Genomic DNA, 22,630 nt, shown 5'->3' on the forward strand with positions numbered 1-22,630 from the left:
CGGGTCGCCGCCGCGGCCGGCGCCTCGGCCCTGACCGTGGGCACGCTCGCCGACAGCGCCCAGCAGGGCGGTACCCGGCTCGTCGCCGCCTTCCGGCGGACTCACCCGGGGGCCCACGTCCGAATCCGCGAAACCGACTTCACCGACCCACCACCGGGCTGCGGGCGGGCCTCGTCGATGTCGCTCTCACCCGTGCGCCGTTCGACGACACCGGGATCCGCATCCGCGTGCTGCGCTCCGACCCGGTCGGGGTGGTGCTGCGCGCCGACGACCCGCTCGCCCGCCGCGACACCCTCCAGTTGAGCGATCTCCGCGGCCGCCGATGGTTCCGGCTGCCCGACGGAACCGATCCGATCTGGCGCGCCTACTGGACACCCGCCGGTGATTTCCAGGACGGCCCCGTCGTCCGCACCGCCCACGAGTGCCTCCAGGCCGTCCTGTGGAACGGGACGATCGGGCTGACGCCCCTCGGTCACGAACTGCCCGAGGGGCTCACGGCCGTCCCCTTGGCCGACATGCCGCCCAGCCGCCTCATCGTTGCCTGGAACAGCGCCGACGCCGACCCGCTCGTCCGCTCGTTCGCCCGCCTCGCCGGGACGGCGTACTAGCCCGCGGCGTCCGGCGGCGCCGTCAGCAGGACGACCTTGCCGCGGCCATGGCCGGTCGCTACCTCGCGGTGGGCGTCGGCGGCGCGTTCGAGGGGGAATGCCGCCCGGACGTGGACGCGGAGGCGGCCCTCCTCGTAGAGGCGGGCGGCCTCGGCGACGCGGGACGCCGAGCGCTTGTCGGGTGTCGTCCGGACGCCGAGTTCCGCCGCGCGGCCGTGTTCGACCAGGGTGATGATGCGGTCCCGGTCCTTGACGAGGTTGAGCGACACGGTCAGGGCGTCGCCTCCGGCGCCGTCGAGCGCCGCGTCGACACCGGACGGTGCCAGAACTCGTACGCGTTCTTCCAGGCCGTCGCCGTAGGAGACCGGGATCGCGCCGAGCGAGCGCAGGTAGTCGTGGTTGCCCTCGCTCGCCGTGCCGATGACCGTGGCTCCGGCGATCCGGGCGAGCTGGACGGCGACCGTCCCCACCCCGCCCGCCGCCGCGTGGACGAGCAGTGTGTCGCCCTGCCCCACGGCCATCTCCTCAAGCGCGATGTGCGGTGTCATCACGGCGGCGGGGAAGCCGCCCGCCACGTCCCACGGCATGCTCGCGGGCTTGGCCGCGAGGGCCTCGGCCGGGACGGCGACGTACTCGGCGTAGGCGTTGAGGCGGCAGTTGCCGATCACCTCGTCGCCGGGTTTCACGCCGGTGACGCCCGCGCCGACCTCGTCCACGACGCCCGCGAACTCGTTGCCGGGGACGCGCGGGAAGCCCCCGGGCGTCCCCGGCGGCGACCATCCCTCCCGGATGGCCAGGTCATAAGGCTGCACGCCGGCAGCCCGGACCCGGACCCGGACCTCGCCGTGGCCGGCCTCCGGGGCCGGCACGTCCAGGAGCCTCAGTGCGTCCGGCCCGCCCGGCTCGGTGAATCCCGCAACCCGCATGGTGGTCCCCCTTCATCGTCGATCAAGAGGGACACTAGGACCTCAACTAAACTTGAGGTCAAACGTCCGGGTCTATGACGGCTTCGGGAGCAGGCGCTGCATCGCCTTGTGGGTTCCGGCGACCAGTCTGTCGCGGGGGAAGCCCGCGCGCTTCTGCGCCATGTCGTAGTTGCCGCCGGCGACCCAGACGGGGCCGTCCTTGAGGTGTTCGAGGCCTTCGCGGGCGATGTCGTCGGGTTCGGCGACGTTCAGGCCCGGGATGTCCATGTTGAGGCCGGCACGTTCCATCGCGGGGGTGCGGGTCACGCCGAGGACGAGTTCCAGGACGTCCACCCCGTGCTCGCGCATCTCCAGCCAGAGGCCCTCGGCGAAGACGCGGCCGAACGCCTTGACGGCGGAGTAGATGCTGATCTGCGGCTGGCCCATGTAGCCGGCGAGGGAGCCGACGAGCAGGATGCCGCCGCGGCCGCGGGTCTTCATCCGCGCGCCGAAGTGGTGCGTGAGGGCGAGCTGGGCGGTGACGTTGAGGTCGATGGCGCTCTGGAAGCGGTCCAGGTCGCCGGAGACGAACTCGTGGCCGTAGCTGTTCGCGCCCGCGTTGAAGACCAGCAGCCCGACGTCGAGGTCGTCGGTGACCTCGCGGACCGCCTTGAGCGGGTCCTGGGCGACCAGGTCGAGTTCCAGGGCGCGCACCTCCGCGCCCTTCGCCCGGACGGCGTCGGCGGTCTCCGCCAGGGGGCCGGGCTTGCGGGCGATGAGCACGAGGTTCAGGCCCGCGTCGGCGAGCCGGTGCGCGAAGGCGGAGCCGACGCCCTCGGAGCCGCCCGCGATGACGGCCCACGGGCCGTACTGGTCGATCATTGTTCTCCGTCCAGGTCCGGGGACCAGGCGACGCCGTTGATGTGCGAGCCGCCGTCCGCGAACAGGGTGTTTCCGGTCAGGTAGCGGGCGTCCTCGGACGCGAGGAACACCGCCACGGGTGCGATGTCGGCCTCCGGGTCGCCGAGGCGGCCCATCGGGTTGGCGTGGTCGGCGGCGGCCTCGGTCTCCGGATGCTCGGCCGCCATCCGCCGGAACGCGGCGCTCTTCGCGCCGGGGCAGATCGCGTTGACCACGACGCCCGCCGGCGCCCACTCGCGGGCGGCCGTCCGGGTCAGCGTCCGGAGGGCCTCCTGCCGTCGCCCGCGCCGGTCACGACCGCGACCGGCCCGTGAGCCGCCCCTCCGTCACTCGACCACCTTGATGGAGCCGGTCAGTGCCGCCTCCTGGATCGCCGAGCGGAGCGCCGGGCACGTGTCGTGCGGGTCCTGGAGGCCCACGCACGCGGCCCTGGCCTCGGCGTTCCACTGGATGCTCGTCTGCTCCCAGCTCGACTTGCGCACCAGCACCTCGGCGGCGCAGCGGCGGCAGCGGACGGGCAGCAGCGGGCCGTCGAGGAGGCGGTCGTCCTGCCGGGTCGTCACGCCGAGGCCCCTTCGGCCTGCCGGCGCGCGAGGTTCTCCTCGACCTCCTTCTGCCACGATTCGACCGGACGGGTCGTGTCGATCTCGAACTCGAACCGGTCGGTCATCTCCGGCTTGACGTCGGCGACGTCGACGTAGAACTGGTCGTACCAGCGGCGCAGCTGGTAGACGGGCCCGTCCTCCTCGCACAGCAGCGGGTTGTCGATGCGGGCCTTGTTCCGCCAGATCTCGATGTCCTGCTCGAAACCGAGCAGGATGAAGTCGGTCAGCTTCTGCGCGGTCGCCTCGGCCGCCTCGGCCGGCAGCGCGTCGCTGTGCTGCACGATGATGCCCGAGTGCAGCGAGAAGGAGTTCTCGTCGATCGGGTAGTGGCAGTTGATCAGGACGGAGTTCAGGTCGTACCCGTCGTAGTGGTAGGTCAGCTCGTCGATCATGAAGGAGGGGCCGTGGTAGGAGGCGACGGAGGTGTTGCCGAGCATCCGCGGCCCGCCGCCGCCGCTGCCCTCCCGCGCCTGCCGGGCGTCCTCCCGGGTCACGCCCTTCATGATCTGCGTGGCGACCTGGCCCTCGAAGATGTTCTTGAAGAACGTCGGGAACGACTTGTGGATGTAGAAGAAGTGCGCCATGTCGACGACGTTGTCGATGATCTCGCGGCAGTTGGTGTTGACCACCGTCTCCGTCCAGCGCCAGTCGGTCCAGTCGTCGCGAGTCGCGCCCTCGATCACCGGGATCGTCACGTCCGCGGGCGGCTTGCTCCCCTCCGGGTCGTTCCAGACGAACAGCAGCTTGTCCTGCTCCATCGTCGGCCACGAGGCGGTACGGGCCCGCAGCGGGACGCGCCGGGAATACGGGATCTTCTTGCAGCGCCCGTCGCCGCCCCAGCGCCAGTCGTGGAACGGGCAGGCGATCTCGTTGCCCTTGACGGTGCCCTGGGACAGGTCGCCGCCCATGTGCCGGCAGTAGCCGTCCAGGACGTTCGTCCTGCCGTCCGCACCGGTGAAGACGACGAGCTTCTGCCCGAACGCGTTGACCGTGTGGGGCTTGCCGTCCTTGAACTTCTCGGCCAGCCCGAGACAGTGCCATCCCCGGGCGAAACGGGAGGAGATCGCCTCCGCCTCGATGGCGCGGACGGCGTCCGACTCGGTTGCGGTCACGTAAATCATCCCTTCAGCGGGTGGACGGGTGATTCGAACGTTAGGTCGCAGGTCACCGTCCCGGCCCGCGAGTCCCGCTGGCCGGGACGTTCCCGACCGCGACGGCACCCTGACATGGTGTCCTTCAATGGCTGCACAAGGGAAGGAGCCGGGGATGAGCAACGAGGTCCTGGAGACCGTGCGCGGGCTGCTGCCGGGTATCGCCGAGCGGGCCAGGTCCGTGGACGAGAAGGGACGCATCCCCGCCGAGACCGTCCGTGAGCTCACCGCCGCGGGGGTGTTCCGGATGCTCCAGCCCACCCGCTACGGCGGCGCCGAGGACGACCCGGTCGCGTTCTACGAGGCGATCCGGACGATCTCGGGCGTCTGCGGCTCCACCGGCTGGGTCGCCGCCATCCTCGGCGTCCACTCCTGGCATCTCGGGCTGTTCGCGGACGAGGCGCAGCGCGAGGTGTGGGACGCCGGGCCGGACACGCTCGTCGCCTCCTCCTACGCCCCCATCGGGCGGCTCACCCCGGTCGACGGCGGATACGAGGTGACGGGACGCTGGTCGTTCTCGTCCGGTGTCGAGTTCACGTCGTGGGCGCTGCTCGGCGCGCTCGTCGTCGGCGCGGAGGGACGTCCCGTCGACTTCATGACGGTGCTCGTCCCGAAGGAGGACTACGAAGTCCGCGAGGTGTGGGACTCGATGGGCCTGCGCGGCACCGCCAGCGACGACATCGTCGTGGAACGGGCGTTCGTGCCCGCGCACCGCGCGATGCGCAACTTCGAGCAGGCGCAGCTGCGCAACCCGGGCCGCAAGGTCAACCCCGGTCCGCTGTACCGGATGCCGTTCGGGACGGTGTTCACCGCCACGGTCACCGCCAGCGTCATCGGGATGGCGGCGGGCTGCCACGACCACTACGTGGACAGGATGCGCGACCGGATCCGGCTGAGCCTCGGCGGCGGGCGGTTCGTCGAGGACCCGTTCGCGCAGGTCTCCGTCGCCCGCGCCGCGTCGGAGATCGACGCCGCGATCCTGCAGACCGACCGGAACGTCCGGGAGATCCACGAGTACGCGGTCCGAAACGAGAAGATCCCGATGGAGCTGCGGTTGCGCGCCCGCCGCGACCAGGTCCGCGGCACCGAACGCGCCATCCAGGCGATCGACATCCTGTTCAAGACCGCCGGCGGCAACTCCCTTCAGCGCGGCAACGTCATCGAGCGCGCCTGGCGCGACGCCCACGCCGGCAGCGTCCACGTCGCCAACGACGTCGAGCACGCCCTGTCGATGTACGGCCGCGGCGAGTTCGGCCTCAAGGTCGAGGACAACCTCGTCTGACCCGCTCGTTGACCTGCGGCGTGCGCCCGTTTCGCGCGGCCGCGCAAGGGCGGCACGCCGCAGGTGAAGGTGGTCCGGTCAGCAGGTGGCCGGTGGGGTGTCGCCGGCGCGGAGGTTCTGGGCGAACTTCAGGGACGTCTCGAACGAGGCGTGGATGCTGCCTCGGTGGTCGGCGCCGTCGAACGTCCGGTAGGCGATGTTCCCGTAGCGCTTGCAGAGGTCGTTCACGATGTTCCGTGTCGCGGCGGGGGCGACCTCACGGTCGGCGGTGCCTTGCACGACCAGCGTCGGGACCTTCAGGTTCAGCCCGAGCGCCTCCTGCGCGTTGTAGTAGGTCTCGAACGCCGTGAGGTCGGCGTCGGGGCGGAACACCTTGTTCAGCGGCAGGTTCGCGCTGAGCTGCTTGAGCTGGGCGAGGCACGCGTCCGTGCGTCCCGCCTCGGCCAGCGGCGCGGCCTCCTCGGTCAGCAGCTTCTCCGGGGCGAGCGACGGGTCGGCCGCGTAGGCGCCGTTGAGCAGGACGAACAGGAACGGCAGCGCGATCTCCGCGCCCGGGTACTGGTTCCTGACGTAGGCGGCGGTCTGGCTCATGTTCGAGCCCGGCGCGATCGACACGGCGCCCTTCAGCCGGACGTCCCGGGGCCTCTGCCGCGCCGCCGCCGTGTAGAGCGTCGCCTGGCCGCCCTGGCTGTGGCCGGCGACGAACCAGTCACGTCCGATGCGGTGGTCGGCCTTGCGGGCGGCGCGCACGATGTCGGTGACGGTGTTCGCCTCGCTGACGCCGTTCATGTACGGGTGGCCGCCGGGTGTGCCGAGGCCCTCGTAGTCGGTCTGGACGACCGCGAAGCCGTGCGACACCCACTTGTCCAGGTACGTCTCGGTGATCGACAGGTAGTCGTGCGCGTGGCCGCCGGCCGTGTCGGCGGACGGCGCGCACCTGTCGGCGGTGCCGGTCGTCCCGTGCGCCCAGCTGAGCACGGGCCAGCCGCCGCGCGGCGCCTCGCCCTCCGGGACCGCCACGGTGCCGGTCACGGTGATCGGCTTCCCGCCCACGCCCTCCGACGTGTAGGTGATCTTCCGGTTGACGGCGGCGCTCGGCAGCGCCGCCGCGTTCGTCAGCGGGGCGCCGGCCAGCAGCGTGCCGCGCCGGCCCGGCGGCACGCCGGGACCGCCGTGCTCTCCGGCCCGCGCGGGGACGGCGGCGATCCCGGCCGTCCCAGCGCAGGTGATGGCCGCGACGGCGAGCCCCGCCGCGCGCCTTCTGGCAGGTCTCATGGGTGGTTCCTCCTGATGTCCTGGACGGCGCGGTAGGCGAACGCCATCGCCGACCCGATCGGAATGCCCGGCCCCGGATAGACCGGGCCGGTGAACGAGGCACTGGTGTTGCCCGCGGCGTAGAGCCCGGGGAGGGGACGGTCCGAGCCGTCCAGGACGCGGCCGTCCGGGTCGGTGCGCAGCCCGCCCTTCGTCCCGAGGTCGCTCAGGACGACCTTCGCCGCGAAGTAGGGGGGTTCGTCGACGGCGACGACGCAGGACCGGCCGCCGGAGAAGTAGCGGTCGTAGGGGTCCTCGCCGCGGTGGAAGTCCTCGTCCACGCCCTTCTCGGCGAAGCCGTTGAAGCGTTCCACCGTCCCGGTGAGCGCGTCCGCCGGCAGGCCGGTCTTCGCGGCCAGCTCGGTGATCGTGTCCGCCCGGACCCACGCCCCCGACGCGAGCTGGTCGTCCGGCACCACGGGCGGGACGGAGATCGCCGGCAGCCCGCCGGACCGCGCGTCGAAGATCAGGTGGAAGGGGCCCCGCGCATCGGCCATCCGCCGCCCCATCCGGTCGTACGGGAGGGACTCGTTGGCGAACCGGCGTCCCGACCCGTCCACGATGAGCCCGCCCCGGAAGCCGAGCGTGAACGCCGGCCGTCCGTCCGGGGTCAGGAGGCCGGGGCAGAACCACGCCTGGTCGAGCAGCCCGGTGGACGCGCCGATCCGCACGGCCGCCTCGATGGCGTCGCCGGTGTTCGCGCCGTCGGGGGCCATCGTCCATTCCGCGTCGCCCGGCACGCCCCGCTCGTCCCGCAGCGCGGCCGACGACTCGAACCCGCCGGCCGCCAGCAGCACCCCGCGCGAGGCCCGCAGCCGGACGGGGCCGCCCGGCGCCGCCGCGCGCACGCCGGCGACGCGGCCGTCCTCGACGATCAGGTCGGTCAGCGCCGTCCTCGTGCGGACGGTGCCGTGGCCGGTCGCGTTGACCGCCAGCAGCAGCCGGCCGATCAGCGCCCGTCCCCGCGCCATCGGCTTGGACGAGTGCCCGCGTCCCGTCCGGTCCCGGTCGACCGGCGGGCGGACGAGCCCGGCCAGGTCGCCGAGCCGCTCCGCGGGCAGGTCGAGGGGGACGAACGACCGCCCCATGTCCAGGCGTCCGGGCGCGTCGAAGTAGTCGGGGAACGCCCGCCACTCGAACTCGATCTCCGGGTCCCGTTCCAGGAACTCGACCAGCTCGGCCGCGGTCTCCAGGAACGCCTCCCGGTGCGCGGCGTCGCCGTCGCCGATCAGCGCCCGCAGGTAGGCGCGGGCCGACTCGGTCGAGTCGCCGATCCCGGCGCGCTCCTGCACCCGCGTCCCCGGCAGCCAGATCGCCGACCCCGAATACGCGGACGTCCCGCCGAGCAGGTTCGTCTTCTCCAGTACGGCCGTCCGCAGCCCGCCCGACGCCGCCGTCAGCGCACCGGCCATCGCCCCGGCGCCCGACCCGGCCACCACCACGTCGTATTCGTCGTCCCACCGGGCATTTCCCACGTGACACCCCTCCCGATCTCGGCGCGCGCACAACGTAAACGCGGGCGGAGCCGGGGCGGGTGGCGCGGTCCCACTGACCGGTATCGCGGATCGCGGGGACGGCCGGGAGTCCGGATATTGTTCCCTGTCAGCAGCAGGAATGGACCCGGGGGGGAGGACCGTGGCGAGGATCGCAGCGGGCAGGCTGTCCGCCGAGCCGAGCTCTCCCGAGCAGCACGACCGGCGGCAGCGCATCCTGCGGGCCGCGTCCCGCATCGGCGCGGAGAAGCCCCTCGAACGCGTGCAGATGCACGAGGTGGCGAAGGCGGCCGGGGTCGCGATCGGCACCCTGTACCGGTACTTCCCGTCGAAGGTCCACCTGTTCACCGGGGTGATGGCGGCGCAGGTCGACCGGCTCCGCGACCAGGTCACCGAGCCGTCGCCCGGCACCACCCCCGAGGACGCGGTCGCCGGGCTGCTGGTGCAGGCCAGCCGGCACCTGATGGCGCAGCCCGTCCTGTCGACGTCGATGCTGCACGCGTCGAACACCGCGCACGTCGCGACCGTCGCCGACACCGTCCACATCGACAACACGTTCCGGGACATCCTGCTCCGCGCCGTGGGCATCGAGAACCCGACCGCGCAGGACGTCACCCTCGTCCGGCTGCTGATGCAGTGCTGGTACGGGGTGCTCCAGTCGAGCCTGAACGGCCGCGCGTCCATGGCGGACGTGGAGAGCGACATCCGGCTGGCCTGCCGCCTGCTGCTGGCGCCCCGCTCGAACGCCTCCCGGTGATCGGGATCGTCCGGGCGGGCGGTTGCGGGACGCGGCTAGCGTGCCGCCATGAATCGCTATGACGGCGTGAAAGTGCTGCTCACCGGGGCGGCGTCGGGCATCGGACGGGCCACCGCGATCCGCCTCGCCGCCGAGGGGGCCGCGGTCCACGCGGTGGACCTCTCGGAGAAGGGCCTGGCCGAGACCGCCGCCGCGGCCACCGGCCCCGGCACGATCACCACCCGCACGGCCGACGTCACCGACGAGCCCGCCGTGGTCGCCGCCGTGGCGGACGCGGCGGACACGCTCGGCGGCATCGACGTCCTCGTCAACGTGGCGGGCGTCCACAAGACCACCCCGATCGAGACGCTGACGGTCGACGACCTGAACCGGCTGTTCTCCGTCAACCTCGTCGGAACCGCGCTGTTCTGCCGCGAGTCGCTCAAGCACCTCCCGGACGGCTCCGGCGTGATCGTCAACACGGCGTCGCTGTCGGCGACGCAGGGCAACCCGTTCATGACCGCGTACTCGGCGTCCAAGGGGGCCGTGCTGGCGTTCTCGCTGAGCCTCGCCGCGGAACTGGCCGCCCGCCGCATCCGCGTCGTGCCGATCTCCCCGGGGGCCGTCGACACCCCGCTGATCAGGAACCCGGACATGTTCCCCGCCGGTCTCGACCTCGGCTACTTCTCCAAGATCCGCTCGTATTTCGGCGCCGCCGACCCGGAGCAGATCGCGTCCGCGATCGCGTTCGCCGCCTCGTCCGACGCGGCCTACTTCACCGGCGCCGACCTCCGCGTCGACGGCGGCTCACACCTCTAGAAGGGACCGCACATGGCCCGCACCATCGCCGTCAGCGGAACGGCGTCCGGCATCGGCGAGGCCCTGGCCGGGCTCCTGCGCGACCAGGGCGACACGGTCATCGGGATCGACTTGCGCGACGCCGACGTCCGCGCCGACCTCAGCGGCCCCGAAGGCAGGGCGCGGGCGGTCGCCGGAACGCTGGAACTCTGCGGCGGGACCCTCGACGGCGTCGTCGCCTGCGCCGGCGTCTCCGACTTCACCGTCCTCCCCGTCAAGGTCAACTTCTTCGGCGCCGTCGCCCTGCTGGACGGCCTGCGCCCGGCCCTGGCCCGTGCCGGGGCGCCGCGCGCCGCCGTGGTCGGCTCCATCTCCGGGACGCACCCGGTGGACGACGCGGTCGTGCGCGCCTGCCTCGACGGCGACGAGGACGCGGCGCTCGCGGCGGCGGCGAAGGTGGAGGAGAGCGGCGCCGGGGGACGGCTGTACCCGTCCTCGAAGTCGGCTCTCGCGCAATGGCTGCGCCGCGTCTGCGTCACCCCCGAGTGGGCGGGTGCGGGCATCGCGCTGAACGCGATCGCGCCGGGCGTCGTCCGCACGCCGATGACGACGCCGCTGTTCGAGGACGAGGCCATGTTCAAGGTCATGAACGAGGCCGTCCCGATGCCGCTGAACGGCTACGCCGGCCCCGAGGTGATCGCCGAGGCCCTGCGCTGGCTGATCGCCCCGGCGAACACCCATATGACCGGCCAGGTCATCTACGTGGACGGCGGCGCCGAGGCGACCCTCCGCGGCCCCGAACTGTTCTGAGGGAACCGGTGGCCGCCCTCGTGCCGGGGCGGCCGCCGACCGGAGGGGTCACCTCTTGCTGGTGCCGGTGTCGTCGAGCGCGGCGACGCCGTGGGCGGCGTAGGTCCGGTGCGGGTCGCGTCCCTCGAAGTAGGGGGTGATCTGCTCGCCGAGTTCCTCGACGGAGAACACGCCGCCGGCCGCGGTGAACTTCTGCTCCACGGTCGGCGCGGCCATCAGCGCCACCATGTCGCCGTAGACGACGAACACCTGCCCGGTGATGTTCTCGGACGCGGGGGACGCCAGGTAGCCGACGAACGACCCGACCCGCTCGGGCGCCATGACGTCGAGCCCGCCCGGGGCGGTGCCCTCGGCGAACGTCGCCTCGGTCATCGCCGTCCGGGCGCGGGGGCAGATCGCGTTGGCGCGCACCCCGTACCGGCCGAGGCCCGCGGAGGTCGACAGCGTGAGCGCCACGATGCCGGCCTTCGCCGCCGAGTAGTTCGGCTGGCCCGCCGACCCGAACAGGAACGCCTCCGACGCGGTGTTGATCACCCGGCCGTAGACCGGGCCGCCGGCGGCCTTGCTCGCGGCGCGCCAGTGCACGGCGGCGGCGCGGGACACGGCCGCGTGCCCCTTCAGGTGGACGCGGATGACGTCGTCCCAGTCCGACTCGGACAGGTTGAACAGCATCTTGTCGCGCAGCACGCCGGCGTTGTTGACGACGATGTCCAGCGAGCCGAACGTGTCGACGGCGGCCGACACCAGCGTGTCGCCCATCGACCAGTCGCCGACGTCCCCGGTCACCGCGACGGCCCGGCCGCCCGCCTTCTCGATCTCGGCGACGACGTCGCCGGCGGCCGGTCCCATGTCGTTGACGACGACGCCCGCGCCCTGCGCGGCCAGTGCGAGCGCCTCGGCACGGCCCAGCCCGGCGCCCGCGCCGGTGACGACGGCGGTGCGGCCCGCCAGGGAGAGGTCAGCGTTCATCGGAGAGCCTCCGGGTCGGTGTTCAGATGGCATGCCGGAGGCTAGTACGTATTCTAGTTTCGTCTCCGGCGCCGTCCCGCTGAGCGGGTCCGTGCGCCCGCCCTGAACGGCTCAGACCGCTGAGTGAGACCGCCCTTGCCTGCAAATCAGAACGAATTCTAGTGTCGCTCCCATGGCGCAAGGTCGCGCCCGGGGGCGCCGGTGGGCGAGAGCGCGTTGCCGGGTCGGTGCCTGACCCGGTCGCCCGGTCCGTTCGTTGTTCGAGGGAGATCTCATGGCTGAGGCCGTCATCGTCGATGCCGTCCGGACACCGGTCGGCAAGCGTTATGGCGCGCTGTCGGGCCTGCACCCGGTCCCGTTGCTCGGCCTGACGCAGCGGGGTCTGCTGGAACGCTCCGGCCTCGCGCCGGACACGGTCGGGCAGGTCGTCGGCGGGTGTGTCACGCAGGCGGGGGAGCAGTCCAGCAACGTGACCCGCAACGCGTGGCTGTACGCGGACCTGCCCCACCGGACGGCGTGCCAGGCCGTCAACGAGCTGGAGCGGTCGGACGGGTCAACCGCGCTCGTCACGATGTGCGCGGGCGGGGCGCACTCCACGGCCACATCATCGAACGGATCTGAGGAGCACATGACCATCGGACTGACGGAGGAGCACCGCGACCTGCGCGACGCCGTGCGCGCGTTCACGTCCCGGCAGGTGACGCAGGCGGTGGTCCGCGCCGCCGTGGACGCCGGACGGGAGCAGGTCCCGGCCTTCTGGGACGACCTCGCCGCGCAGGGGCTGCTCGGCCTGCACCTTCCCGAGAACGCGGGCGGTGCGGGCTACGGCCTGGTCGAACTGGCCGTCGTCGTGGAGGAACTGGGACGCGCCATCGCCCCGGGGCCGTTCCTGCCGACCGTCCTGGCGAGTGCCGTGCTGCACCGGGCGGGGCACGGCGACCACCTGCCCCTCCTGGCCGATGGCACGAAGGCCGGCGCGGTCGGCCTGGACGCGGGCGGGCTGACGCTGTCGCGCTCCGGCGACGAGGTCACGCTGACCGGCACGTCCGGCCCTGCCATGGGCGCCTCGCCGGCGGACGTTCTGGTGCTGCCCGCGAGGGACGGCGACGGGACGGCCTGGATCGTCCTGCCCCGGGACGCCGTCAAGGTGCACGAACTGCCCGGCCACGACCTGACCCGCCGCCTGGCCAGGATCGAGTCCGAGAACACAACCGTCCCCGCCCGTTCAGTCCTGAACCTGGACTCACAGGCCGTCCGTGATCTCGCGGCGGTGCTGTTCGCCGCCGAGGCGTCCGGCCTGGCCGACTGGGCGACGTCCACCGCCGCCGAGTACGCCAAGGTCCGCGAGCAGTTCGGCCGCCCGATCGGCCAGTTCCAGGGCGTCAAGCACCGCTGCGCCCGGATGCTCGCGCACGCCGAGCAGGCCCGCGCCTGCGCCTGGGACGCCGCCCGCGCGCAGGAAGGCGACCCCCGGGAGGCGTCGCTCGCCGCGGCCGTCGCCGGGGCCACCAGCGTGCAGGCCGCGTTCCAGGCCGCCAAGGACTGCATCCAGACGCTCGGCGGTATCGGCTTCACCTGGGAACACGACGCGAGCCTCTATCTGCGGCGCGCCCAAACCCTTCGCGTCCTGCTCGGTTCCACCGCGAGCTGGCGCCGCCGCGTCGCGAGCCTCACCCTGGACGGCGTCCGCCGCGAGCTCGGTGTCGAGCTGCCGCCCGAGGCCGAGCGGATTCGCGGCGAGGTCCGTGCCGAGCTGGAGCCCGCCAAGGACCTGGACGGCAAGGAGCGCCTCGCCTATCTCGCCGACCGGGGTTACACGTCCCCGCACCTGCCCGTCCCGTGGGGCAGGGGCGCCGACGCGGTCGCCCAGCTCGTCATCGCCGAGGAGATGCGCGCCGCCGGCCTCCGCGCCCACGACATGGTCATCGGCAACTGGGTGGTGCCGACGCTGATCGCGCACGGCTCGCCCGCCCAGCACGAGCGGTTCCTGCCCGGGTCGCTGCGCGGCGACATCCGCTGGTGCCAGCTGTTCTCCGAGCCCGGCGCCGGCTCCGACCTCGCCGCCCTCGGCACCCGCGCGGAGAAGGTCGAGGGCGGCTGGAAGATCACCGGCCAGAAGGTGTGGACGTCCATGGCCCGGGAGGCCGACTGGGGCATCCTGCTGGCGCGCACCGACCCGTCCGTCCCGAAGCACAAGGGACTGTCGTACTTCCTGCTCGACATGAAATCGCCCGGCATCGACATCCGCCCGCTGCGCGAGCTGACCGGCGACACCCTGTTCAATGAGGTGTTCCTGGACGGCGTGTTCATCCCGGACGACCTCCTTGTCGCCGCCCCGGGTGACGGCTGGAAACTCGCCCGCACGACCCTCGCGAACGAGCGGGTGTCGCTTTCCAACGACTCGTCCCTGGGCAGCGGCGGCGAGGCCCTTCTCGAACTGGCCGCCGAAGGCGCGGACGACGAGCGGCTCACCACCCTCGGCGGGATCCTCTGCGACGCCCAGTCCAGCAGCCTGTTCGGCCTGCGCACCACGCTGCGCTCCCTCGCGGGCGGGCAGCCGGGCGCCGAGTCCAGCATCGGCAAGCTGATCGGAGTCGAGCACATGCAGCAGGTGTGGGAGACCGCCGTCGACTGGACCGGACCGGACGCGCTGACCGGCGAGGGCAAGGGCGGGAGGGGGGACCCGATGTGGATGTTCCTGAACTCCCGGAACATGTCGATCGCGGGCGGCACCACGGACGTCCAGCTCAACATCATCGGCGAGCGGCTCCTCGGCCTGCCCCGCGACCCGGCGGCGTCATGACGCTCGACCTGCAGGCCGATGCCCGGAAGTGCGGCGTGGACGCGGCCTCCGCCGCGGCCCGCCGCGTCATCGACGCCCTCGTCCGGACGGGCGACATGACGGATGTCGACATGTCAGACATCGCCGACCGGCTCAACGCCGTCGCCGACGACTTGGAGGAGGCGGCGCCGTCACGGAACGACCGCCTCGTCAACATGTGGGTCGGCGACGGCAACACGCGCCACGATCCGGTGACCGGCCCGGAGAACCCGATCGCCCCGCCCCTGGAGTACGTCGGCGTCGACTCCCACACCATCGAGGCGACCACGACGCTCGGGCTGCCCTACCAGGGCCCGCCGTCCAGCGTCCACGGCGGCGTGTCCGCCCTGCTCCTCGACCACACGCTGGGCGTGGCGAACGGCTGGGCGGGCACGTCGGGCATGACGGCGGAACTGACGCTGCGCTACCACCGCCTGACGCCGCTCTTCGAACCGCTGACGATCACCGCCCGCCAGATCTCGGTGGACGGCCGCAAGATCCGCACCGAAGGCGAGATCCGGGCCGGCGGCGAATCCTGCGTGACGGCCGAGGGCCTGTTCATCGCCAAACACCCGCCCCGCCCCCGCTGACAGAGCCTCCGAACTATGTAGACTGAATCTACGTAGGTTGAATCTACATAGCTCGGAGCTACTGTGTTCATCGGCAGGAAGACCGAACTGGCGCTGCTGTCGAAGCGGCTGGAGCGGGTCTCCACCACCGGCACGGGGACGGCCGTCGCGCTCCGAGGCCGCCGCCAGGTGGGCAAGTCGCGGCTCGTACAGGAGTTCTGCGACCGCTCCGATGTGCCCTACGTCTTCTCCACGGCCACCAAGGGCGCTTCACCCATCGAGGCGGTGGCCGCATTCCTGCGCGACCTCAAAGAGTCGGCCCTGCCGACCGACCCCGAACTCGTCCCGCTCCTGGACAACGGCAGTTGGCCGGACGCACTCCGAATCCTGGCCTCGGCCCTCCCCGGCAGACCGTCCATCGTCGTCCTGGACGAGTTGCCATGGCTGGCCGAGCAGGACCCCCTGTTCGACGGCGCACTGCAAACCGGATGGGACCGGCTGTTGTCGTCCAAGCCCGTCCTTCTCCTGCTGCTGGGCAGCGATGTGCACATGATGGAAAGGCTCACCGCCTACGACCGGCCGTTCTATGGACGTGCCGACAACCTGGTACTCGGCCCGCTGAACCCGGCGGACACGGGCGAGGCCCTCGGGCTGGACGCGGCAGACGCCATTGACGCGCACCTCGTCTCGGGCGGCCTGCCCGGCATCATTCGCACCTGGCCGCACGGAACACCCGCCCTCGACTTCATCGAAACGGAATGCGCCGACCCGGCGGCGGCGCTTTTCAGTGTCCCGGAAGCGTCCCTGCTGGCCGAATTCCCCAACCCCGACATCTCCCGCCGGGTCCTGGAGGCCGTCGGCGCCGGCGACCGGACCCACGCCAACATCGCCGCAACCGCCGGCAGCCGAGAAGGAGTCCTGCCCTCGGGAACCCTCTCACCGCTCCTGCGCCGCCTCACCACCGAAAAGAACGTCCTCGCGGTCGATGAACCCCTTTCCACCAGACCGGGAAAACCCGCCCTCTACCGAATCGCCGACAGCAACCTGCGCCTCTACCTGACCGCTCTCCGAGCGGCACACGAACAGGCCCGCCGGGGCCGTCCCGAAGCAGGTTTCCGCCTCGTCCAGCGCCGCTGGACGTCCTGGCGTGGCCGGGCCGTCGAACCCCTGATCCGCCAAGCCCTAGAACGATCGGAACTGCCCTGGCCCGACGTCGAGAGGGTGGGCGGATGGTGGAACCGCCAGTTCAACCCCGAGATCGACCTCATCGGCGCCGACCGAGCCCCCGTCGCGAACCGCATCTACTTCGCCGGCTCGATCAAATGGCTCAACAGCCCTTTCAGTTCCCACGACCTGGCCGAACTCCGCCGCTCCGCAGCCCAGGTCCCCGGCCTGGACCCCGCAATGACCGGTCTGGCGGTGGTCTCCCTCTCCGGCATCGAGGCCACGGACCCGGTCGACCTGGTGTGGACACCGCGAGACGTCGTCGCGTCCTGGCGCTCCTGAGGAGTGCGTGGAACTGTCGCAGCTCGCCACCGACGTCGGCGTCCGGGGCGGCAAGGCGTCCGAGGCCGGAGTTCTTTCTTCGCCGAAGGCGATGTGGACGTCGTCGGGCACGGTCGTGTCGTTGACGTGTGTCATGCCGGCCTGGACGCGCAGCGCGAAGTGCGCGGTGAGGGTGCCGCCGGGACGTTCAGCACTCGGTTTCGATCGCGATTTCGATCCTCTTGACAGTCCCGTCATCGGTGACTTCGAGAGGAAAGCAGCCCGGCCTCGCCACCCAATAGCCACCGGCGAAGGCCATCCATTCCTTTTCTCCATCGCACCCATTGAAGCTGATGCGCTGTGCCGGATGGCTGGGGTTTCCTCCCCACCCGATCCATAGCTCACCGCGTACCTCGTCGGGCACGCTGATCTCCAGTGACGCTCCGCGCTGGACCTCAAGCCCGTTTTTGGCGAAGTAGCGGGTGGACCCGTCCGGCATTTCCGATGGGCGGGCCGCAAGTTGCAGGCCTCCCGCATCCGCGGAGGGTAGTGCCGCACCCAGTATAATGGTGTGCCCCTTTGACGGACTGTCCAAGGAATTGATCACGTTTTCGCACGGTATCTCCGAAGAGCTCGCCTTCCGCGCGGTGCCGGTCGGTGGCACTGCCGGTGATGAAGATCCGGAGGGCGGACTCGCCGAGCAGGCATTGCCGGCCAAACATAGTATTAGACACGCAAATACGGTTGAAGGCCGCACGGCCGCACCCTTTCAATAATGGGCGTCATGGTATCAAAGACATCCGTCAGCGACCTATGTCGCATCGACGATGCTCGTTGCGGCAGCGCTCCTGGGTCGGGCTCAAGCCATGTGACTCGCTCACGCGGTGCGAGGGCCGGTCTCACGTGCCGAGAGGCCCTCGTCGCGCCGGCCGCCGAAGGTGCGGACGGGCGTGAGACAACAGGCGGGAACAAGGACCGGGGTCAGGTGGTTACATCATGTGGTCGGTGTGTCCGGTGTCCCCGGGCCTCACCTTTCGCCTTCGCGGAATACCGTACGGCCGGAGCCGCGTCGCGCATCTCGCCGAGAGGCGACCCGCACACCGGCCCATGACCAGAACAGACCCCGGTCGGCGCCCCACTCGCCGCCGGGGTCGCGTTCTTTCCGGCCCCGGAACGGGAACGCGACGTCAGGACCGCCGCCGATCTGCTGAAGTCCCAAAGGGTCGGCGGCCGGGCGCCTGAGATCTCGAACACGCGGCGCAGGCGCGGACTGGTCGATCCGGACTTCCGAGGGGTGAGCGCGCCTTCGGGGAGACCGCCCGCCCGGCGCCGCCGAGAATGTCGGCGCCGTCGCCTAACCTCTCCACGAGACCGGAAGGGCGGGCTGCACGTCGATTTCACCCGGAGCCGGGCGGCAGGCGGCGTCTCGGCCGGGATCTGAGCAGCGGAAGGGGCTGGGTGTGGCCACATTCGTCTTGATCCACGGCGCGGGCGACGTCGGCTGGTACTGGCATCTGGTGGAGGCCGGGCTGCGTGCACGAGGTCATGACGTCATCGCGCCGGATCTCCCCTGCGACGACGACTCGGCGGGCCTGCCCGAGTACGCCGACACCGTGGTCGGTGCGATCGGCGACCGGACCGATCTGATCGTCGTGGCGCAATCGTTCGGCGGCTTCGTCGCCCCGCTCGTCTGCGACCGGATGGCGGTGCAACTGCTCGTCCTGGTCGCGCCCATGATCCCCGCGCCGGGCGAGGCGCCCGCCGACTACTGGGCCCATACGAGATATGGCGACGAGGTGCGAGGCCGCTACGACGATACGGTCGCCCTGTTCTACCAGGACGTTCCGCCGGAGCTGGCCGCCGAGGCGCTGGATCGGGGGCGCGACCAGTCTGTGGCCCGGATGGGGGAACCGTCGCCGCTCAAGACCTGGCCCGGCGTCCCCACACGGGTCCTGATCGGTCGCGACGACCGCCTGTTCCCCCCTGGTTTCCTTCACCGCGTCGCCCGGGAGCGCCTGGGCGTCACCCCCGATGAGATCGACGGAGGGCACACCCCCGCGCTGAGCCGCCCGCAGGAGCTGGCGGACCGCCTTGAGGCGTACGCCGCCGAGCAAGGACTGCCCGGCCCCGGGCCGTCGTGAAGGACTGCGATGCGACAGACTGCGGACGAACACACGCCCGGCACGAGCTACGACGCTGAACTGCGGCGGCACAACGAGGTACTGCGCCGGGCGGTCGGCTTCCAGCCGCACGACCACGTCCTCGACATCGGCTGCGGGACCGGGCAGACGACCCGGCAGGCCGCGCGGACGGCGCGGGCGGGCAGTGCGTTCGGGGTGGACGTCTCGGCGCCCGCGATCGAGCGCGCCCGCGACCTGGCGCGGGCGGACGGACTCCGCAACGTGGCCTTCGAGCACGCCGACGCACAAGTCCACCGCTTTCCACAGGAGCGCTTCGACCTGGCGATCAGCCGGTTCGGCACGATGTTCTTCGGCGACCCCGTGGCCGCGTTCGCCAACATCGGGCGGGCGCTGCGCCCCGCCGGGCGCCTGGTGATGATGGTCTGGCAGGCGGGCGAGCGCAACGAATGGGACGTCGCCATCCGCCAATCCATCGGAGGGCCGGTGGCCGGTGCTTCCGGGGGACCGGATCCGTTCTCGCTCGCCGACCCGCCGGCCGTGCGGGAGATCCTGCGGGCCGCGGGGTTCGCCGACGTCGCCTTCACCGACGTCCACGAACCGGTCTACTACGGGCCGGACGTGGCCGCCGCCCTCGACTGGGTCCGCGGTTTCATGTCCACCCGTGAGCTGCTGAAGCAGTTGGATCCCGCCGCCGCGACCCGGGCGGGCGAGCGGCTGCGCGAGGTGCTCGCCGCGCACCTGAACGACGACGGTGTCTGGTTCGACTCCCGCGCCTGGATCGTCGCCGCTCGTCGCCACCGGGCGGGAACATGACCGCGCTCAGCCGGATGATCAACCCGAAGGCCGCCGGCGCCTGAAGCCGCGACCGTGCCCATCGGGTTGCACCGGATTTCGGACGCTGCCCGGGGGCGATGTCACGTTTCGGACGGCCGGTCAGTCGTCAGGGGTGAATGCACGAACAAGCTCATCCGGCTTCGGGCCGCGCGCGTTTGGAGGAGTCATGATGTCACCCATCCTGGTCACCGGTGGTACGGGCACGCTCGGGCGGAACGTCGTCCCGCTTCTGCGCGAGGCCGGACGCGACGTGCGGGTGCTCAGCCGGCGCAGCCGTGAGGCGGGGGACGGCATCGAGTACGTGACCGGTGACCTGCTCAAGAACGAGGGGATCGAGGCGGCGATCGGTGGAGCCGAGATCGTCGTCCACCTCGCGGGCAGCGCCAAGGGCGACGACGAGGCCACCCGGAACCTGATGCGGGCCGTGTCGCAGGCGGACGTCAAGCACCTGGTGTTCATCTCGGTCATCGGCGCCGACCGGGTCCCGCTGTCCTGGCTCAAGACCCAGCTGGACGCGGAGCAGGCCGTGATCGACTCGGGCGTGCCGTGGACGATCCAGCGTGCCGCCCAGTTCCACGACCTCGTCATGAAGGCCGTGCAGAACATGGCGAAGCTCCCGGTCGTCCCGAACCCGGGCGGTCTGCGGTTCCAGCCGGTCGACGCGCGCGACGTCGCCGCACGGATCGCCGACCTGGCGCTCGGTGAGCCGTCCGGGCGGGTGCCCGACCTCGCCGGCCCGAAGGTCTACGGGATGGGCGAGCTGGTCCGCGGATACCTCAGGGCGCGCGGCAAGCGCCGCCCGATGGTGCCCGTCCGCATACCGGGGAAGGCCGGCCGCGCCTACCGCGCCGGCGACAACCTGACCCTGGACGGCGCCGACCACGGCACCCGCACCTGGGAGGACTTCCTGGACGAGCGGCTCGGGCAGGCGGGGAAGACGCGAGCCCCGGCCCACAGCCCGTCGCCCGGCAACGGCTGAGGCCCCGCACGCCCGTCGAGCCCCGGTTGCGGGCACCGGGCGGCGGGCGTCCGCTTGATCCGGGGGCGGGCTCCGGTAAACGCCGTGTCCGGCAGCGCCGTCTCCGCACGCGACATCTGGGCCGTGGGCAGCGACCGGTCGACCGGCTGCGGCGACCGCACTGTCGCGCACTACGACGGCAGATCGCGGCGCGCGGTCCCCACCGGCGACGCGTTGCCGCCCGACGTCCCGCAGCCCGACGAGGGCGGCCCGTACCAGTGCGTGCACCTGCGCGACGTCCTCGCGACGTCCCGCCGGGACGTGTGGGTGACCGGGAGCGTCTACCGGTCGGATGGGGCGGACCACAGCGAGGAGCGGCCCGTCCTGGCCCATTGGGACGGCAGGACGTGGCGGGGCGAAGACGTCCCGGGCAGGTGGCTGCCGGAAAGGCTCGCCTCCGACGGGCGCGGCGGGCTGTGGATCGCGGGTTCGGACGATCCGTACGGTCCGACGCCCGAGGACACGCCGTTGACGCACCGGGCGGCGGACGGCACCTGGCGAACGGCGGCGATCGACGCGGGAGGCCGTACCGCGCGCATCAGGGATCTGGCGCTGATTCCCGGGACCCGGTCGCTGTGGGGTGTGGGCCGGATCGTGACCCCCGAGGAGATCGACGGGGCCGTTTACCGCTACCGCTGATCCGTTCCGATCTGCGGCCGGGAACGCGGTGCGGGCGACAGCGCGGCCCGCGCGGGAACCGGATGTGAACGGTGGCCATCTAAACCGTGATCTCGCGCCCCGGTGGGGCGTTGTGCCGGGGGCGGCCGAACGGGGTTTGGCATGGTGCGGCGGGCAGGGTCCGCGAGCGGTCGGCGGAACGACCGGGGCGCCGGGGCGCTCGAATACGGTGCGCTCGTCGCCGTCGCCGCGATGGTGGTCGGGATCCTGTTCACCGCCGTCCCCGGTGTGGCCGAGCCCGGTATCAAGAACGCCGTCTGCGACCTGTTCGGCGGCGAGTGCGGGGACGGCGGGCAGGGCGGGGACGGCGGGGACGGCGACGGTTCGGAGCAGGGCGATGACCAGCGGGAGCCCGCGGCTCAGGCGCCCTGCGCGGTGTCGACCGTGGAGCGCAACAGCATCCGCCAGACCCTGCTGGGCATCGACACCACGACCGAGGGCGAGACGCACACGGTGCAGATCTTCTCCGACGGCGGGGCGATGCTGAAGGAGGGCACGGTGCACGGCTCGGGCACGTCGGTCGGTTTCTCGTTCGACCTGCCGAAGGGCGCCGGCGGGTCCGTCCAGCTGAGCAGCGGCGAGATCACCGAGCAGGGCGACATCCTCTACTTCCCCACGGGTGAGGACCGGGACAGCTACATCGCCTACCGCCGGGCCCTCCAAGACCTTGAGCGCAAGGTCTTCACGGGTGAGGTGACGCGGGAGCAGATGCTGGCCATGCAGAGTTCGCTGTCCGCCTTCCGGGCGGGAATGATCCAGTCGCAGTACACCAAGGTCGGCCACGAGGGGACAGTCAAGATCGCCGGTTCGCTGTTCGGGGCGAGCACCGCGGCCGAGCTGGGAATCGGCTCCTCGTCGGTCGTGGAGTACAACGGCGACGCGGGCGAGACCACGACGACGTTCCAGGTCGACGCGAAGGCGCTCGGGCAGCTCGGCATCATCGTGGCGGGCGAGGCGCACGGCCAGGTCGACGGGCAGGTCAGCCTTTCGGTCACCACCGACGCGGGGGGCCGCCCGAAGAGCCTGAAGATCGGCGGCCAGATGGCGTTCCAGGGCCAGGTCAACGGCCTGAACGGGGACCTCGGCGGTGTGACGGACTACGCGCCGACCGACAGGATGGGACGGCTCGGCGGCCTCATCGACGCGGCGGCGGTGAGCGTCGGGGTGACCCACACCGAGGACCCGCGGGGGATGCTCCAGGTCGACCTCGGGCTCGATCTCACCGACCCGCGGAACCGGGCGGCGTTCGAGAGCTTCCTCAAGAACCCCGGGAACCCGGACGAGCTGCTCACCCGGCTCGGCGACCAGGGCACTCTCGACCTGCGGGCATACGAGGGGACGTCGGAGAAGGAGGGCGCCGAGTTCGGCATCCAGGCCGTGTTCGGCATCGGCGCCAAGGCCGAGAACACCACGACCACCATGACCCTGACCGACGCGTACACGCTGGACGGCCAGGGCCTGCGCCGCCGCACCGACTGCCTCAGGTGAATGG

At 71.7% G+C, this 22,630-nt stretch carries 21 protein-coding genes and 1 pseudogene; 14 read left to right on the plus strand and 8 right to left on the minus strand.

Translation table 11 applies throughout. The annotated features are described in order from the left end of the window. Nucleotides 1-158: 158 nt before the first annotated feature. Entirely contained in the window at nt 159-608 is a 450-nt protein-coding gene (locus tag ACTWPP_RS03385) for a LysR substrate-binding domain-containing protein (RefSeq protein WP_443102712.1), read from the plus strand. Here ACTWPP_RS03385 and ACTWPP_RS03390 read toward each other — a convergent pair. The 5 genes and pseudogenes from ACTWPP_RS03390 to ACTWPP_RS03410 all read right to left on the minus strand — a co-directional run bounded on the left by ACTWPP_RS03390 (nt 605) and on the right by ACTWPP_RS03410 (nt 4,160). Next, the gene (locus tag ACTWPP_RS03390; protein ID WP_443102555.1) at nt 605-1,534 is read right to left on the minus strand and encodes an NADP-dependent oxidoreductase; all 930 of its coding nucleotides are present in this window, start codon (nt 1,532-1,534) and stop codon (nt 605-607) included. The two genes, ACTWPP_RS03385 and ACTWPP_RS03390, sit on opposite strands and share 4 nt — an antisense overlap. A gap of 72 nt (nt 1,535-1,606) precedes the next feature. Beyond that, on the minus strand, nt 1,607-2,395 hold the full coding sequence (locus ACTWPP_RS03395) for an SDR family NAD(P)-dependent oxidoreductase (RefSeq protein ID WP_443102556.1): 789 nt from the start codon (nt 2,393-2,395) through the stop codon (nt 1,607-1,609). Continuing rightward, nucleotides 2,392-2,697, minus strand: a pseudogene (locus tag ACTWPP_RS03400) (SDR family NAD(P)-dependent oxidoreductase); the annotation flags it as partial. The gene ACTWPP_RS03395 and the pseudogene ACTWPP_RS03400, both read right to left, overlap by 4 nt. 63 nt (nt 2,698-2,760) lie before the next feature. Continuing rightward, nucleotides 2,761-2,997 (minus strand): ferredoxin, encoded by a 237-nt coding sequence (locus ACTWPP_RS03405; protein WP_443102557.1) that lies wholly within the window; start codon nt 2,995-2,997, stop codon nt 2,761-2,763. Then, a complete protein-coding gene (locus ACTWPP_RS03410) occupies nt 2,994-4,160 on the minus strand; it encodes a Rieske 2Fe-2S domain-containing protein (protein WP_443102558.1) in 1,167 nt (388 codons plus the stop codon). Before ACTWPP_RS03410 ends, ACTWPP_RS03405 begins: the two co-directional genes overlap by 4 nt. Before the next feature lie 145 nt (nt 4,161-4,305). On the opposite strand from ACTWPP_RS03410, the gene hsaA reads away from it, so the two are divergent. Further along, nucleotides 4,306-5,472: a 3-hydroxy-9,10-secoandrosta-1,3,5(10)-triene-9,17-dione monooxygenase oxygenase subunit gene (hsaA, locus tag ACTWPP_RS03415; protein ID WP_443102559.1), complete on the plus strand. Its 1,167-nt coding sequence runs from the start codon at nt 4,306-4,308 to the stop codon at nt 5,470-5,472. A 78-nt stretch (nt 5,473-5,550) separates the two neighbouring features. On the opposite strand, the gene ACTWPP_RS03420 is transcribed toward hsaA, so the two are convergent. Both ACTWPP_RS03420 and ACTWPP_RS03425 read right to left on the minus strand, forming a co-directional pair. Further along, complete coding sequence (locus tag ACTWPP_RS03420) at nt 5,551-6,747, minus strand: alpha/beta hydrolase family protein (protein ID WP_443102560.1); 1,197 nt, start codon at nt 6,745-6,747, stop codon at nt 5,551-5,553. Then, the gene (locus ACTWPP_RS03425) at nt 6,744-8,261 is read right to left on the minus strand and encodes an FAD-binding protein (RefSeq protein ID WP_443102561.1); all 1,518 of its coding nucleotides are present in this window, start codon (nt 8,259-8,261) and stop codon (nt 6,744-6,746) included. Before ACTWPP_RS03425 ends, ACTWPP_RS03420 begins: the two co-directional genes overlap by 4 nt. Before the next feature lie 160 nt (nt 8,262-8,421). Between ACTWPP_RS03425 and ACTWPP_RS03430 the strand changes: the two genes are divergently transcribed. From ACTWPP_RS03430 to ACTWPP_RS03440, 3 genes are read left to right on the plus strand one after another with little or no spacing between them, the layout of a single operon-like run. Beyond that, nucleotides 8,422-9,036 carry a TetR family transcriptional regulator gene (locus ACTWPP_RS03430; protein ID WP_443102562.1) on the plus strand — a complete coding sequence of 205 codons (615 nt, stop codon included), beginning with the start codon at nt 8,422-8,424 and terminating at the stop codon, nt 9,034-9,036. 48 nt (nt 9,037-9,084) lie between these two features. Next, nucleotides 9,085-9,834 (plus strand): SDR family NAD(P)-dependent oxidoreductase, encoded by a 750-nt coding sequence (locus ACTWPP_RS03435; RefSeq protein ID WP_443102563.1) that lies wholly within the window; start codon nt 9,085-9,087, stop codon nt 9,832-9,834. 12 nt (nt 9,835-9,846) lie between these two features. Beyond that, nucleotides 9,847-10,623: an SDR family oxidoreductase gene (locus tag ACTWPP_RS03440; RefSeq protein ID WP_443102564.1), complete on the plus strand. Its 777-nt coding sequence runs from the start codon at nt 9,847-9,849 to the stop codon at nt 10,621-10,623. Between the two features lie 48 nt (nt 10,624-10,671). Here ACTWPP_RS03440 and ACTWPP_RS03445 read toward each other — a convergent pair whose 3' ends face one another. Continuing rightward, nucleotides 10,672-11,592, minus strand: coding sequence for a 3-oxoacyl-ACP reductase (locus ACTWPP_RS03445; protein WP_443102565.1), 921 nt, complete (start codon nt 11,590-11,592; stop codon nt 10,672-10,674). 274 nt (nt 11,593-11,866) lie between these two features. Between ACTWPP_RS03445 and ACTWPP_RS03450 the strand changes: the two genes are divergently transcribed. From ACTWPP_RS03450 to ACTWPP_RS03490, 9 genes are all read left to right on the plus strand, one after another. After that, the gene (locus ACTWPP_RS03450; RefSeq protein ID WP_443102566.1) at nt 11,867-14,395 is read left to right on the plus strand and encodes an acyl-CoA dehydrogenase family protein; all 2,529 of its coding nucleotides are present in this window, start codon (nt 11,867-11,869) and stop codon (nt 14,393-14,395) included. After that, nucleotides 14,392-15,003, plus strand: coding sequence for a PaaI family thioesterase (locus tag ACTWPP_RS03455; RefSeq protein WP_443102567.1), 612 nt, complete (start codon nt 14,392-14,394; stop codon nt 15,001-15,003). Before ACTWPP_RS03450 ends, ACTWPP_RS03455 begins: the two co-directional genes overlap by 4 nt. Nucleotides 15,004-15,066: 63 nt before the next feature. Next, nucleotides 15,067-16,488 carry an ATP-binding protein gene (locus ACTWPP_RS03460; protein ID WP_443102568.1) on the plus strand — a complete coding sequence of 474 codons (1,422 nt, stop codon included), beginning with the start codon at nt 15,067-15,069 and terminating at the stop codon, nt 16,486-16,488. 7 nt (nt 16,489-16,495) lie between these two features. After that, nucleotides 16,496-16,867, plus strand: a complete 372-nt coding sequence (locus ACTWPP_RS03465; RefSeq protein WP_443102569.1) for a hypothetical protein — start codon at nt 16,496-16,498, stop codon at nt 16,865-16,867. 1,060 nt (nt 16,868-17,927) lie between these two features. Further along, the gene (locus tag ACTWPP_RS03470) at nt 17,928-18,608 is read left to right on the plus strand and encodes an alpha/beta fold hydrolase (RefSeq protein WP_443102570.1); all 681 of its coding nucleotides are present in this window, start codon (nt 17,928-17,930) and stop codon (nt 18,606-18,608) included. 9 nt (nt 18,609-18,617) lie between these two features. Continuing rightward, complete coding sequence (locus tag ACTWPP_RS03475) at nt 18,618-19,421, plus strand: class I SAM-dependent methyltransferase (protein ID WP_443102571.1); 804 nt, start codon at nt 18,618-18,620, stop codon at nt 19,419-19,421. A 187-nt stretch (nt 19,422-19,608) separates the two neighbouring features. Next, a complete protein-coding gene (locus tag ACTWPP_RS03480) occupies nt 19,609-20,421 on the plus strand; it encodes an SDR family oxidoreductase (protein ID WP_443102572.1) in 813 nt (270 codons plus the stop codon). Nucleotides 20,422-20,505: 84 nt separating this feature from the next. Then, entirely contained in the window at nt 20,506-21,099 is a 594-nt protein-coding gene (locus ACTWPP_RS03485; protein ID WP_443102573.1) for a hypothetical protein, read from the plus strand. Nucleotides 21,100-21,240: 141 nt separating this feature from the next. After that, a complete protein-coding gene (locus tag ACTWPP_RS03490; protein ID WP_443102574.1) occupies nt 21,241-22,626 on the plus strand; it encodes a hypothetical protein in 1,386 nt (461 codons plus the stop codon). Nucleotides 22,627-22,630 lie beyond the last annotated feature (4 nt).

It is taken from the genome of Actinomadura sp. 3N407 (assembly GCF_052245875.1).
In the GTDB taxonomy this organism is placed as follows: domain Bacteria; phylum Actinomycetota; class Actinomycetes; order Streptosporangiales; family Streptosporangiaceae; genus Spirillospora.

Excerpts from the sequence above, each read along its gene's own strand:
- ACTWPP_RS03440 (WP_443102564.1), top strand. The coding sequence starts at position 9,847 with ATGGCCCGCACCATCGCCGTCAGCGGAACGGCGTCCGGCATCGGCGAG.
- ACTWPP_RS03435 (WP_443102563.1), top strand. The coding sequence starts at position 9,085 with ATGAATCGCTATGACGGCGTGAAAGTGCTGCTCACCGGGGCGGCGTCG.
- ACTWPP_RS03395 (WP_443102556.1), bottom strand. The coding sequence starts at position 2,395 with ATGATCGACCAGTACGGCCCGTGGGCCGTCATCGCGGGCGGCTCCGAG.
- ACTWPP_RS03410 (WP_443102558.1), bottom strand. The coding sequence starts at position 4,160 with ATGATTTACGTGACCGCAACCGAGTCGGACGCCGTCCGCGCCATCGAG.
- ACTWPP_RS03445 (WP_443102565.1), bottom strand. The coding sequence starts at position 11,592 with ATGAACGCTGACCTCTCCCTGGCGGGCCGCACCGCCGTCGTCACCGGC.
- hsaA (WP_443102559.1), top strand. The coding sequence starts at position 4,306 with ATGAGCAACGAGGTCCTGGAGACCGTGCGCGGGCTGCTGCCGGGTATC.
- ACTWPP_RS03390 (WP_443102555.1), bottom strand. The coding sequence starts at position 1,534 with ATGCGGGTTGCGGGATTCACCGAGCCGGGCGGGCCGGACGCACTGAGG.
- ACTWPP_RS03480 (WP_443102572.1), top strand. The coding sequence starts at position 19,609 with ATGATGTCACCCATCCTGGTCACCGGTGGTACGGGCACGCTCGGGCGG.
- ACTWPP_RS03450 (WP_443102566.1), top strand. The coding sequence starts at position 11,867 with ATGGCTGAGGCCGTCATCGTCGATGCCGTCCGGACACCGGTCGGCAAG.
- ACTWPP_RS03490 (WP_443102574.1), top strand. The coding sequence starts at position 21,241 with ATGGTGCGGCGGGCAGGGTCCGCGAGCGGTCGGCGGAACGACCGGGGC.
- ACTWPP_RS03475 (WP_443102571.1), top strand. The coding sequence starts at position 18,618 with ATGCGACAGACTGCGGACGAACACACGCCCGGCACGAGCTACGACGCT.
- ACTWPP_RS03455 (WP_443102567.1), top strand. The coding sequence starts at position 14,392 with ATGACGCTCGACCTGCAGGCCGATGCCCGGAAGTGCGGCGTGGACGCG.
- ACTWPP_RS03420 (WP_443102560.1), bottom strand. The coding sequence starts at position 6,747 with ATGAGACCTGCCAGAAGGCGCGCGGCGGGGCTCGCCGTCGCGGCCATC.